This window comes from Fructilactobacillus fructivorans, from assembly GCF_000814735.1.
Classification (GTDB): Bacteria; Bacillota; Bacilli; order Lactobacillales; family Lactobacillaceae; genus Fructilactobacillus; species Fructilactobacillus fructivorans.
In genome coordinates, this window is sequence record NZ_JOJZ01000019.1 from 140,086 (window position 1) to 153,289 (window position 13,204).

Annotated in this window: 11 protein-coding genes; 1 reads left to right on the forward strand and 10 read right to left on the reverse strand. The window is 40.0% G+C overall.

The genetic code is table 11. The features are described from left to right. Window positions 1–86: 86 nt before the first annotated feature. Window positions 87–1,439 (reverse strand): glutamate--cysteine ligase, encoded by a 1,353-nt coding sequence (locus LfDm3_RS04450; protein WP_191978923.1) that lies wholly within the window; start codon window positions 1,437–1,439, stop codon window positions 87–89. 235 nt (window positions 1,440–1,674) lie between these two features. Here LfDm3_RS04450 and LfDm3_RS04455 point away from each other — a divergent pair, with 235 nt between their 5' ends. Beyond that, a complete protein-coding gene (locus LfDm3_RS04455) occupies window positions 1,675–2,727 on the forward strand; it encodes a lactonase family protein (protein WP_039144477.1) in 1,053 nt (350 codons plus the stop codon). Window positions 2,728–2,796: 69 nt separating this feature from the next. Here the strand turns inward: LfDm3_RS04455 and LfDm3_RS04460 are convergent, their stop codons facing one another. The 9 genes from LfDm3_RS04460 to lgt all read right to left on the reverse strand — a co-directional run bounded on the left by LfDm3_RS04460 (window position 2,797) and on the right by lgt (window position 13,202). Next, a complete protein-coding gene (locus tag LfDm3_RS04460) occupies window positions 2,797–3,066 on the reverse strand; it encodes a CsbD family protein (protein ID WP_010021852.1) in 270 nt (89 codons plus the stop codon). A gap of 145 nt (window positions 3,067–3,211) precedes the next feature. Continuing rightward, the gene (locus LfDm3_RS04465; protein WP_039144479.1) at window positions 3,212–3,751 is read right to left on the reverse strand and encodes an HdeD family acid-resistance protein; all 540 of its coding nucleotides are present in this window, start codon (window positions 3,749–3,751) and stop codon (window positions 3,212–3,214) included. A gap of 44 nt (window positions 3,752–3,795) precedes the next feature. Beyond that, window positions 3,796–6,660 carry an excinuclease ABC subunit UvrA gene (gene uvrA, locus LfDm3_RS04470; protein ID WP_039144483.1) on the reverse strand — a complete coding sequence of 955 codons (2,865 nt, stop codon included), beginning with the start codon at window positions 6,658–6,660 and terminating at the stop codon, window positions 3,796–3,798. A gap of 9 nt (window positions 6,661–6,669) precedes the next feature. Further along, window positions 6,670–8,685 (reverse strand): excinuclease ABC subunit UvrB, encoded by a 2,016-nt coding sequence (gene uvrB, locus LfDm3_RS04475; protein ID WP_010021844.1) that lies wholly within the window; start codon window positions 8,683–8,685, stop codon window positions 6,670–6,672. A gap of 156 nt (window positions 8,686–8,841) precedes the next feature. After that, entirely contained in the window at window positions 8,842–9,774 is a 933-nt protein-coding gene (gene trxB, locus LfDm3_RS04480; RefSeq protein ID WP_039144486.1) for a thioredoxin-disulfide reductase, read from the reverse strand. Window positions 9,775–9,790: 16 nt separating this feature from the next. Beyond that, window positions 9,791–10,300 (reverse strand): thiol peroxidase, encoded by a 510-nt coding sequence (gene tpx, locus LfDm3_RS04485; protein ID WP_039144489.1) that lies wholly within the window; start codon window positions 10,298–10,300, stop codon window positions 9,791–9,793. Between the two features lie 117 nt (window positions 10,301–10,417). Further along, window positions 10,418–11,317, reverse strand: a complete 900-nt coding sequence (galU, locus tag LfDm3_RS04490; protein ID WP_039144494.1) for a UTP--glucose-1-phosphate uridylyltransferase GalU — start codon at window positions 11,315–11,317, stop codon at window positions 10,418–10,420. A 23-nt stretch (window positions 11,318–11,340) separates the two neighbouring features. Beyond that, window positions 11,341–12,357, reverse strand: a complete 1,017-nt coding sequence (locus LfDm3_RS04495) for an NAD(P)H-dependent glycerol-3-phosphate dehydrogenase (protein ID WP_039144495.1) — start codon at window positions 12,355–12,357, stop codon at window positions 11,341–11,343. A gap of 23 nt (window positions 12,358–12,380) precedes the next feature. Then, entirely contained in the window at window positions 12,381–13,202 is an 822-nt protein-coding gene (lgt, locus tag LfDm3_RS04500) for a prolipoprotein diacylglyceryl transferase (protein ID WP_039144497.1), read from the reverse strand. Between the last annotated feature and the right edge of the window lie 2 nt (window positions 13,203–13,204).

The window sequence follows — 13,204 nt, forward strand, 5'->3', positions numbered from 1 at the left end:
TTGATGCCTCCAAACTCTTCCCAGTATAACATACCGGGTGTGTCATTTATATAGCTAACCTTTGATTCCAAAAAAGGGATTAATGACTACCCATTAATCCCTTCCTGTTTTTCAATGTACTGATTCACCATATCTGGATTGATTCCCGGAAAGGCTTCGGTAACACTTTGATTTGCATACTGTTGCTTTAGTTGCTTTCCCCTTTGAACCCCGAAATCCATCAATGAATTCTGTTTTTTAAATTTAATTAGTTGAGCAGCTGGAGTTAAATTAGGATCCATTAATTTTTTAGTGGCAGCTGCAAGAGCTTCCTCTAACTCCACTTTTAAACCATCTGGGGCGTACTGAACCAAACGATTAATACGCTTCATGATCACACTGGCTTGTTGCTCTAAATTGGACGGTAAATGGTCAGTGGGATGTTGCAAAGCAACCTGATTATTCTGTGCTTTGGCTTCATCCAATTGCTCATCACTCCACTCTTGGGGATTAATAATGGCGTCTACAATTAAGAGATGGATTAAATCCAAGGTTTTTAAATTAATTTCCAAAAAATCAAATGGATCTAAATCTAGGGTTCGTAATTCAAGGTAATCAAACCCCTTTGCTCGAACTGAATTAATTCCATCTTTCGCCTTTAACCTCACTGGACCATAAAATTCACTTTCAGAAAATAACTTATGCGAATTTACTTCATGTTGCAGATCATTCACATATTCACTTAAACTTCCATATGAGACGTGAATTTCCTTAGCATTTTCATAACCATACTTACTGGATCGCAGGGAACGGACTGGAACCACTTGTTGCTCCACCCCGAATAATTGATCATCCGAGTTTTCTGATAGTGGTGTAGCCCCAAATAGATACGTAATTAACCAACGTTCACCAACTAATTGTTGGGCAATTTGAAACAAAAGTTCCGTTTGTGCCCGTTTTTTGCTCTTAATATGATGATTGCTTTGAAAAATCGCAATTATTTGATCGCTTGGTGAATAATTAAAGTGAATTCCACACATGATTTGCCGAAAAATCCCATAGCGCTTTGTCAGCCACTTGCGATAATCAGCCATCCAAAAACGCTTAAACGTGTTTCTAACAAAATCAACATCATCTTCACTTAGTTTAGGTGGCATCGACATCGGCCAAATAATCTCATTTGGTTTGAGGGTTCCATGCAAAATTGATTGAAGGGAACGCATCTGCTCCAACACACCCTTCATGGTTGCGTGTTTATCGGTAACCAGTTCCTCCATACTTTCAGCAAAATCAGTCTGAAAGTGAGTCTTCTTCCCCTGTCGATCACCCAATTCCTTTTGATGCGGGAAGCGGGAGAGACTATTACGACTAAGATCAACCCGATTTTCTTCGATCTCGATGCCAAACAAACCAGCGAACAGTTCGTTTGATGAACTTGCAAGTTTTACTTTGCTTCTCATTTTCATCCCTCCAAACGCTTTGATTAATTTCACTTTGAATCAATTAGTGAAATTTCCAACAGTTTACACCGTTCAGCTTTCACGTCAATAGAATTGGGTTAATTAAGTAATCGCCCACAATTTTATGATTCATTCCTAAAAGCTTAAATTTACCCAAATAAAGTCAAATTTAAACTGCAAAACAGAGACATTTGTGGCATAATGAAACCGTATACATTAGGAGGAATTTGAGACCATGATTGAAAAATTTTTAATTGGAACTTACACCATTAATGCAAGTCAAGGAATCTATCAAATTGAATTAGATACCGACAAGAAACAACTGCAAAACACCCAACTGGTAGCGGAAATTGGAAGCCCTACATACCTTGCAGAGTCGAAGGCCCACAAGATCTACTCAGTTGACAGAAACATGGAAGAACCTGAACTACGAGGCGGAGTAGCTACGTTCGATGGCAAGACCATTCCCGCCAAGGAAATGCAGGAATGCATCGAGAAGGGAACTTCAGCTGCTTTTGTTTCCATCGACGAAAGACGACAGTTTGTTTTCACTGCCAATTACCACATGGGGCACGCCAGTGTTTACAAGATTCAATCAGATGGCACACTCAAACTAACTGATCGTGCTCATGACAACGGAATCCCTGGCCCACTTCCAGAACAAGCTGACGGACCACACCCTCACTACGCTAACCTTACTCCAGATGACCGGTTAGTTGTCTGTGACTTGGGACTTGATCGAGTTTACCTTTATGATGTTTCCGATCAAGGTAAGTTAAGCCTTGTCAGTGAAATCAATACCCATCCTGGCTTTGGACCACGAAACATTACCTTCGTGCCCAGAACTGGAAAGGGTTACCTCGTTGGCGAATTAAGCAGTAAAGTGGCCGTAATTGACTATAACGAAGAAGCCGGCTTATTCACAATTCAACAAATTATTTCCACCATTCCTGACGACTGGGAAAGCCACAACGGAGCAGCCGGAATTAAGGTTTCTAAAGACAAGCGCTTTGTCTACGTCTCCAACCGTGGAAATGATTCAATTGCAGTCTTTAAGATCAAACCAAACGGTGACTTAAGACGGATTCAATTGATCTCAAGCGAAGGTGAATTCCCTCGAGACTTTAACTTCAGTGAAGACGAATCCATGTTCATCGTTACTAACCAAAATAGTGATAATGCTAGTCTTTATTCTCGTGATGCCGAAACCGGAAAGCTCACTTTAATTCAAAAAGACTTCCAAGTCCCTGAAGGGACTTGTGTCGTTAGACGAGAAAATATCGACTAATAATTGATTTAGTATCAAACAAAAAGGCAACTTGCTGAAATTCAGCAAGTTGCCTTTTTAGTTAATTCTTTATTCGTTATCGAGGTCACTGTCGATGTCATCTTTAACATCTTGGGCTTTGTTCTTTAAGTTACCTTTACCGCTTTGTAAATCACCTTTGATCTTATCAATGGTGTCACCCGATAAAGCACCTTTAATTTGTTGTGCTTTGCCTTCAGCTACATCGCTCAAGTTATCGACACGATCAGCAATATCGTCTAAATCGTAACGATCTTCAAGTACTAAGTAGCCTAAAACAATGTTTGCACCTAAACTAAAACCTAAAAGTAAATTCTTCATAATGACCCTCCTAATATTGTTTGATTAATCAATATAATAATATCATGGTTGGAAAATAATAACTAGCAAAGACTTCCCCACTGGATCACTTCTTAATAGTTTTTATCAAAAAAGACATTTGATATATTCAAATGTCTTTTTTACTTTATAATCTGTGAACAAATGCCAACATAATCATATTGATTCCAGCAACCAATAGTACGATCCCAATAATTACGGCCAAAACTTTGGCAGCTAAGTTAGGATCTAACAACAAGAAAAATCCTAAGAATAGTGTAATGAGATCGAAAATTAGTGAGGTCCAGAAGATACCACCATTAAACTTTCTAACGTGATCAACCACAATTAGTTGACAGATTGAGTAGACCAAAATCCAAACCGCGAATAAAATTCCAATGGTAAAGATCCCAGCATGAATCTTAAACAAGAAGAGAAGTGCCAGTAAAATCTCAATGGCACCACCAATCAGCATCGTAAAACTCCGATAACCAATTTCTTGACTTAGCTTCCGGTAAACCCAAATGGACTTTACTCCTGCTACTAGCGCAACAATCGCAAAGATAACAGCGAGTGCTGCAGCACTACCAGTAGGATGAAAGAACATTAATACGGCAGCCAACAATAATACGACTCCAAACAGGCATTCAAACCAATCAAATCCCCATTCTTTACCTTCGTTCATCATAAATATGACCTCCAATAGTTTATTACAACTATATCTTACCACATCTACTTTGGTTGTTTTTCAGCTGCGATAGTTCGCTTCGTATCACGTTCTAAAACGGGCTTTAAATATTCGCCTGTATAACTATTTTTTAGTTTGACAATCTGTTCAGGAGTGCCAGTACCGACAACGTATCCACCGGCAGCTCCACCTTCAGGTCCTAGATCAATCACATGATCAGCTTCTTTAATCACATTCAAATTGTGTTCAATGATTAAAACGGTATTTCCCTTATCAACTAACTGAGATAGTACCCCAATCAAGCGTTTAATATCATCTGTATGAAGACCAGTGGTAGGTTCATCAAGAATATAGAAATTGTTTCCAGTGGAACGCTTGTATAGTTCTGAAGCTAACTTCATTCGTTGAGCTTCACCACCTGACAAGGTATTAGCTGGTTGCCCTAACTTGACGTATCCTAGTCCCACATCCGCAATGGTTTGTAACTTCCGGGTGATCTTCGGAATCGCCTTAAAGAATTCAAGCGATTCGTTAACAGTCATATCAAGGACTTCAGCAATATTTTTACCCTTATACTGGATCTCAAGGGTCTCAGAATTATATCGTTTCCCATGACAAACTTCACAAGGAACGTAGACATCAGGCAAAAAGTTCATCTCAATCTTCAAAATTCCGTCACCATGACAGGTCTCACAACGACCACCTTTGATGTTAAAACTGAAGCGGCCCTTTTTATAACCACGTAGTTTTGCTTCATTGGTTTCGGCAAATAACCCCCGAATATCATCAAAGACCCCCGTGTATGTAGCGGGATTACTTCGCGGTGTCCGACCAATTGGGCTCTGATCAATGCTAACTAGTTTTTCGATGTTCTTCCATCCCGTGATTGATTTATACTTACCGGGCTTTTCAGAATTATGATTTAGTTTCTGTGCTAAGGCACGCTTTAAAATATCGTTCACTAAAGTCGATTTCCCAGATCCAGAGACTCCGGTAACTACGTCGAATTTTCCTAATGGAAATTTAACGGTAATATCCTTTAAATTGTTTTCTTGAGCACCCTTCAGGGTTACGTTCTTTCCATTCCCCTTCCGGCGTTTCAACGGAACCGGAATAAATTTTTTACCTGACAAATACTGTCCCGTCAGTGACTTCGGATTTTGGGCCACTTCTTCAGGAGTTCCAGTAGCAACAATCTTACCACCATTTTCACCGGCACCTGGTCCCACGTCGATTAAGTAATCAGCGGACCGCATGGTGTCCGAATCATGTTCAACAATCACGAGGGTATTCCCTAAATCACGCATTTTCTTCAGTGATTTAATTAAACGATCGTTATCCCGTTGATGAAGACCAATTGATGGTTCATCTAGGACATACAAAATTCCTGATAGGTTAGAACCAATTTGGGTGGCAAGCCGAATTCTTTGTGCCTCTCCACCAGAAAGGGTTCGAGCTGATCTTGACAAAGTTAGATAATTTAACCCAACGTTTTCTAGAAATTCGAGTCGATCACAAATTTCTTTAATAATGGGATGGGCAACAACAGTATCTTGTTCCCCAAAAGTAAGTTTACTAAAGAATTGACGTTCATCAGCAATGTTCATATCAGACACTTCACCGATGTGTTTGCCGTTAATTTTGACTGCCAGAGCCTTTTCGTTTAAACGATAACCATGACACGTTTGACAGGTCAATTCTGTCATGTATTTTTCCATTTGTTCCCGCGTGAAATTACTATTAGTTTCATGATAACGACGTTCAACGTTGTTAATCACACCCTCAAAGGGAGCGTCAACATCACGAACACCACCAAAATCACTCTTGTAATGAAAATGGAAGGTTTTTCCGTTGGAACCATTCATCAATAGATCACGTTGCTTTTTCAGCAATTTCCGATATGGGGTATCCATATCAATCCCAAAAGCCGTACATGCCTGTTCCAACATAGCGGGATAATACTTAGAACTAATGGGATTCCATGGCTCAATTGCACCATCATTAAGGGTTTTATCGGGATCTGGAACCACCAAATCATTATCAACTTCGAGTTTAACTCCGAGACCATCACATTCTGGACATGCACCATATGGAGCATTGAACGAGAATAGTCGTGGTTCTAATTTTCCTACGGTAAAGCCACAAATGGGACAAGAATAATGTTCTGAAAAGACCATTGGATCTCGTTTACCCAAAAAATCAGCAATTGCATAACCATCACTTAACCGAAGGGCCGTTTCGAGTGAATCAGATAATCGGGAATTAATTCCGTTTCTGACAACGATCCGATCGACCACTACATCAATGTTGTGACGTTTGTTTTTATCTAAATTAAAGTCCTCGGTTGCATCATGAATTTCTCCGTCAACCCGAACTCGCACAAAGCCTTCGCGTTTAATTCTTTCAAAAACCTTTTTGTGCTGTCCCTTTTTATCTCTGACGACCGGTGACATGATCTGGAGCTTGGTTCGTTCGGGTAGAGCCATGATTTCGTCAATCATCTGATCCACCGATTGACTGGTAATGACAGTTCCATCGTTTGGACAGATCGGAGTTCCAACTCTCGCCCACAGTAAACGCAGGTAATCGTTAATCTCAGTAACGGTTCCGACGGTTGAACGTGGATTCTTAGAGGTAGTTTTCTGGTCAATCGAGATGGCCGGACTAAGCCCCTCAATTGAATCAACGTCAGGCTTATCCATTTGGCCTAAAAATTGGCGAGCGTACGAAGAAAGACTTTGGACGTAACGGCGCTGACCCTCAGCATACAAAGTGTCAAACGCTAAAGAACTCTTCCCTGATCCTGAAAGTCCGGTCATGACAACCATCTTATTCTTAGGTACATCAACGTTGACGTCCTTTAGATTATGTTCACGAGCTCCCTTGATGCGAATCACATCATTTGCCATCTAATCACCTCACTTTTTCTTTTTTTCACCTTTCAATTGCATAACAGTATCTCTTAAATTAGCAGCTTGTTCGAAATCAAGCTTCTTTGCAGCAGCTCTCATCTCATCCTCCAAGTTACCAATCATTTCTTTTTGATCCTTGGCACTCATTTGATCAAAGTCAGATTCAACGAAACTACCATTGGTATTATCATCATTATTCTTTTCACCCTGCTTGTAAGCAGAAATTGCTTTAGGAATTGGTTTAATGATGGTCTTTGGTGTAATGTTGTGTTCCTTATTGTACTTCATTTGAATGGAACGACGACGAGCAGTTTCGTCCATTGCGTACTTCATTGAATCGGTGACGTTATCCGCGTACATAATAACATGTCCGTGCGAATTTCGTGCAGCACGTCCGATGGTTTGAACCAGCGAACGCTTATCACGCAGGAAGCCTTCCTTATCAGCATCTAAGATGGCAATCAAAGAAGTTTCGGGAACATCAATTCCCTCTCGCAACAGATTAATTCCAACTAAAACATCAAATTTACCTAAACGCAGATCACGGAGAATTTGCGTTCTTTCTAGGGTCTTAATATCACTGTGCAGATATTTAACTTTGATTCCTAGATCCTTAAGATAGTCAGTCAAATCTTCAGCCATCTTTTTAGTCAAAGTTGTCACAAAAGTTCGCTCATGATTTTTAACGCGTTTATTGATCTCACCCACTAAATCATCCATCTGGTCTTTAGTAGGACGCACTTCAACGGTTGGATCTAGTAACCCCGTAGGACGAATGATTTGTTGGACCACGTGATCGGTCTTTTCTTCTTCATACGGTCCAGGAGTAGCGGACATGTAAACGACCTGATTGACTCGTTTTTCAAATTCAGGTAACTTGAGAGGACGATTATCAAGTGCGCTTGGTAATCTGAATCCATAATCAATTAACTGTTGTTTACGAGCTTTATCACCGTTAAACATCCCACCAATTTGAGGAATTGTTCGATGTGATTCATCAATAAACATCAGGTAATCTTTGGGGAAGAAATCCAGCAGCGTATACGGAGCCTCTCCTGGCTTTCTGCGGTCCATGTAACGAGAATAATTTTCAATTCCCGTTGTATAGCCCATTTCTCGCATCATTTCGATGTCATAAGTAGTTCTCTGTTTCAGTCGTTGAGCTTCTAGTAACTTGCCCTTCTTCTCAAAGTCAGCAACCTGCTTTACCATTTCATCCTTAATCTCAGGGAGTGCCACGTCCATCGTTTCTTTATTGGTCAAGAAATGAGTTGCAGGGAAAATCGTAATTTGTTTACGTTCACCAATGACTTCTCCCGTTAACGTATCCACTTCGGTAATCCGATCAATTTCATCACCAAAAAATTCAATGCGATAAGCATGTTCATTTCGAGAAGCCGGAAAGACTTCCACAACATCACCATGAACACGAAAACGACCACGCTGAAAATCAATGTCGTTTCGATCAAATTGAATGTTAACCAACTGACGCAAAAAGACATCGCGCTCTAGTTGTTGTCCAACGTGCAACGACACGGTGTGATCCTGATACTCTTTCGGGCTTCCTAATCCGAAGATTGAAGAAACCGAGGCAACGACAATCACATCATTTCGTTCTAGTAACGCACTGGTAGCGGCATGACGCAATTGATCAATTTCATCATTAATGGAAGCATCCTTTTCAATGTAGGTATCACTTGAAGGAACGTAAGCCTCAGGTTGATAAAAGTCATAGTAACTAACAAAGTATTCCACCGCATTATTAGGGAATAACTGTTTTAACTCACTGTAAAGTTGTCCGGCTAAAGTCTTATTATGAGATAAAACCAGCGTAGGTTTATTAATGTTTTTAATGACATTTGCCATCGTGTAGGTTTTACCGGTTCCAGTTGCACCCAAAAGGACTTGATCCCGATCACCATTTTTAATCCCCTGAGTCAGTTCTTTAATTGCTTCAGGCTGATCACCAGTAGGAGTAAATTTTGAGACCAGATCAAAATTATTATTCGTTTTTTTAATCATTATTGGCACCTCTTCTTAAACTCGGAAAAAAAGGAGAAAGTTTTAACTTTCTCCCATTACTTATAATAATTCTAGCATACGAACATACTTTCGCAAAGTAATTAGACCAGTTCGTTCACCATACAAAAAGTGCGGAATTAATTCCGCACTTTTTAATTACTTTTTAGTTTTGAGTCCTTCAACATAATTGAAAACGCCCTGACCGGCAGTACCACCGTCACCAACGGCAGTGGTAATCTGCCGAAGATGCTTCTTTCGAACATCGCCAATTGCGAAGATTCCAGGAATTTTAGTCTTCATCTCATCATCAGTGTCAATCCAACCACTTTCATCAGTAATGCCTAAGTTCTTAAAGGCATCCGTCATTGGAAGGATTCCAACGTAAATAAAGACACCTGAGGCTTTAATTGAAGAAGTTTCACCGGTCTTGTTGTTCTTCACTTCAACGCCAGTTACCTTTTGATTATCACCCTTGATCTCGGTCACATTGGTGTTCCAAACAAAGTCAATGTTATCTTTGTCAAAAGCACGCTTTTGAAGAATCTTTTGAGCCCGAAGTTGATCTCGACGGTGAATAACCGTGACGTGCTTTACAATATTGGACAAATAAGTTGCTTCCTCAATGGCTGAATCACCACCACCGACAACGACAACGTCTTCACCCTTAAAGAACGCACCATCACAAACGGCACAGTACGAAACACCCTTTCCACTGTATTCTTGTTCACCAGGAACACCAAGCTTTTTGTACTCAGAGCCTGATCCAATAATTACAGAAGGAGCTTCATAGTCGCCATCTTCGGTTCTAACGATTCGTTTATCACCATCAATATCAATGCCAGTAACGGTTCCATAACCATATTCAGCACCAAATTGAGTACTACCATCGTACATTTTCTTGGATAAATCGGGTCCTAAAACTGATTTAAATCCAGGATAATTTTCAATTTCGGCGGTATTATTCATTTGACCACCATAGATTCCGCGATCAAGCATTAATACTGATAGTTCGGCACGTGATGCATACAGTGCTGCCGTCATTCCAGCTGGACCAGCACCGATTACGATTACATCATATTGTTTTGCCATTTTATCACCTCAATCATTATTTATTGTTTGTTACTTTCTTTAATTCGTCAAGAACTGGTTCATAGTTTGGTTGGTGGGTGATTTCAGGAACAGCTTGGCAATACAAAATTTTGCCTTCAGGATTTACCAAGTAAACTACCCGAGCCAAATGGCCAAATGCCGGGATATATAAGTGCATTGCTTTTCCGAATGAGCCATTGAAATCTGATAGAATTTCCATGTTGTTAACACCATGAGCTGCACACCAATTCTTTTGAAATTCAATGGGATTATTGGAAATTGTAATGAATTTAACTCCCTCAAACTTTGATGCCTCTTGGTTAAAACGTGCGGTTTCTAAACTACATACCTTTGTCTTCAGGTTAGGAACAACACTAATCAAAGTTGTCTGACCCTTTAAATCATTGGTTGTAACATCCTTACCATCAGCATTCTTCACCGTAAACTGTGGTAGATAGTCTCCTACTTTGGGTTGATCATTGCCCATTAACCATGATACTGGTAGTCCACCTAATTTAATTTTCATAACCAAAAACCTCCTTAACTAATATCAATTGTACAAAATTATATTATCATAAATTGAATTAAATGTTTAATCTTTATACTCACAAATAAAAAATGCCGACTAGTGCCGGCATCTCAATTAATTCTTTTGTTGTTCATCTTCCTTAGTCAATTTTTGACCAAGTTTTTTAATATATTCACGTAATTCCTGTTCAATTTCAGGATGCTTCAACCCGAAGGTAATGTTAGTTTCAAGCCAACTCAGTTTGTTACCTGTATCGTAACGATCACCCTTAAACTCGTGAGCAAACACACTCTGGGTTTGATTTAAAGTGTTAATGGCATCTGTCAATTGAATTTCGTTACCCTTACCAGGTTTGGTGTGTTCCAAAACATCAAAAATCTGGGGTGTCAAAAGATAACGTCCAATAATGGCTAAATCACTTGGAGCATCCTTTGGATCTGGCTTTTCAACGAAATTACGTACGTTGTATAGTCCATCAGAAACTTCACTAACGGGGTCGATTACTCCGTATTTAGATGTTTCTTTGTGGGGAACCTTCATTACTGCAAGGGTAGAAGCCCCGGTTTTTTCGTAACTATTCATTAACTGCTTAGTGAGAGGAGTAGTATCCTCCATTAAATCATCACCAAGCATTACAACGAAGGGATCGTTGCCAATGAAACTCTTTGCTGTCAGAACAGCATCACCTAATCCGCGTGGATATGATTGTCTGATAAAGTAGATGTTCATATCATTCGTTTTTTGAATTGACTTGAGCATCTTTTCCTTACCCTTTTTTTCAAGGTTCTCTTCAAGCATTACGTTTGAATCGAAATGATCTTCAATCGCACGCTTACCTTTACCAATCACAATCACAATATCTTTAATGCCAGAAGCCTTGGCTTCCTCAACAATGTATTGAATGGTTGGAATATCAACGATTGGTAGCATTTCCTTTGGAAGTGCCTTAGTTTCAGGTAAAAATCTTGTTCCTAAGCCAGCGGCTGGAATAACAGCTTTAGTTACTTTTTTCATCTTCTTATATACCCCTTTTAGAATTAAACCTGTTCTGAACGACCTTCTCGAGCCATGAGGTTCGAAATAGCGTCCGAAACGGTTTCTTCATCATTGATTACTGCATGAATTGCGGACGTAATGGGCATCTCAACCCCACGTTGTTTAGATAATTCATATGCAGCTTGGTTAGTGGCAATCCCTTCGATTACCATGCCCATGTCTTTTACAACGTCATCTAACTTCTTACCTTGACCAAGCTGATAACCAGCTCGCCAATTACGTGAATCAGAACTGGTAGCGGTGACAATGACATCACCTAAACCAGAAAGTCCACTAAAAGTTAATGGGTCCGCACCAAATGATACACCTAAACGTGATATTTCCGCAATACCACGGGTCATCAAAGCGGCTTTAGCGTTGTCGCCGTAGCCTAAACCAACCAAGGCTCCAGCTCCAAGTGCAATAATATTTTTCAAAGCCCCACCAATTTCAACACCAATAATGTCGTTGTTGGTGTAAACCCTGAAGTAATCATTCATAAATAATTTTTGAAAATGTTCAGCTGAGGGCATGTCATCACTAGCAGCAGTTACCAATGTAATATCTCTTCTGGCAACGTCTTCAGCCTGACTTGGTCCAGAAATTACTGAAATCGATTTGCGATTCTTTTCATCAATTTCTTCTTGAAGGACCTGCGACATTCGATCGTAGGATCCCTTTTCAATGCCCTTACTACCATGAATGATATAGGGCTTAATGTTCATTTGATTCAAAACTTCGTTAGCTTGTCTTGCCACTGATCGAGTCGCTTGCGACGGAACGATGAACAGGATGTCATCAACTCCATCAAGTGCCTCACTCATATCCGCATAGGCTTTCATCTTGGTTGGAAAGGTAAAATCCTTGATGTAATGAGAATTGGTATGCTTGGTGTTTAGTTCGTCCACCTGTTCCTTACTTTTTGACCAAACTCGAACTTCGTGACCATTTTCAACTAAAATATCAGCCAGCATGCTGCCCCACGATCCGGCACCAAGTACTGCAATTTTTTCTGTCATTATTTTCTATTCTCTCCTACAAATTAAATATTATAGTACCAAACTAATTGATCATTTTTTCTTCGGTAAATCAAGACAATTAGGGCCACCACGAATAATACAATCGACAGTAACTGTGAAACTCGAATTCCACCAAATAACATCAAACTATCAGTTCGCATTCCCTCGGTAAAGAAGCGCCCAAACGAGTACCACATTACGTAACTTAAAAAGATTTCACCACGCTTAAAGAACTGCGGTGCATGTCTCATGATCATCAAAAGTGCAAACCCGGATAAGTCCCATAACGATTCATACAGAAAAGTGGGTTGGCGATAAGCACCACTGATAAACATCTGGTTAATGATCAAGCTTGGTAAATGTAAATGTTGCAAAAAATGAAGTGAAGTAACCGCGCCAAATGCCTCTTGGTTCATGAAATTACCCCAACGACCAATTCCCTGGGCCATGATAACGGTTGGTGCAGCAATGTCCAGAATCTGCCACACCGATAAATGGTGTTTAAAACAGAACCACCAAATAAACAGTCCAGCTCCAATCAGAGCCCCATAAATGGCAATTCCACCATCCCAAATTTGAACAATCTCATCTAAATGGTGTTGATAGTATCCCCATTGAAAAACAACGTAGTAGATCCGCGCTGAAATAATGGCAATTGGGATGGCCCATAAGATCATGTCATACAAGATGTCTTCATTTAAATGCTGTCGTTTAGCTTCTTTCATTGACAGGTAAACGGCAATCAGAACGGCCGCAGCAATGAAGATTCCGTACCAGTGAACCGCAATCGGTCCGAGATGAATTGCCACTGGATTTAATGCTAATATGCTAAACACAACTTTCACTC

Coding starts and splice junctions, on each gene's coding strand:
- LfDm3_RS04460 (WP_010021852.1), bottom strand. CDS start 3,066: ATGAAGAATTTACTTTTAGGTTTTAGTTTAGGTGCAAACATTGTTTTA.
- tpx (WP_039144489.1), bottom strand. CDS start 10,300: ATGAAAATTAAATTAGGTGGACTACCAGTATCATGGTTAATGGGCAAT.
- trxB (WP_039144486.1), bottom strand. CDS start 9,774: ATGGCAAAACAATATGATGTAATCGTAATCGGTGCTGGTCCAGCTGGA.
- LfDm3_RS04450 (WP_191978923.1), bottom strand. CDS start 1,439: ATGAGAAGCAAAGTAAAACTTGCAAGTTCATCAAACGAACTGTTCGCT.
- galU (WP_039144494.1), bottom strand. CDS start 11,317: ATGAAAAAAGTAACTAAAGCTGTTATTCCAGCCGCTGGCTTAGGAACA.
- LfDm3_RS04465 (WP_039144479.1), bottom strand. CDS start 3,751: ATGATGAACGAAGGTAAAGAATGGGGATTTGATTGGTTTGAATGCCTG.
- LfDm3_RS04495 (WP_039144495.1), bottom strand. CDS start 12,357: ATGACAGAAAAAATTGCAGTACTTGGTGCCGGATCGTGGGGCAGCATG.
- LfDm3_RS04455 (WP_039144477.1), top strand. CDS start 1,675: ATGATTGAAAAATTTTTAATTGGAACTTACACCATTAATGCAAGTCAA.
- uvrA (WP_039144483.1), bottom strand. CDS start 6,660: ATGGCAAATGATGTGATTCGCATCAAGGGAGCTCGTGAACATAATCTA.
- uvrB (WP_010021844.1), bottom strand. CDS start 8,685: ATGATTAAAAAAACGAATAATAATTTTGATCTGGTCTCAAAATTTACT.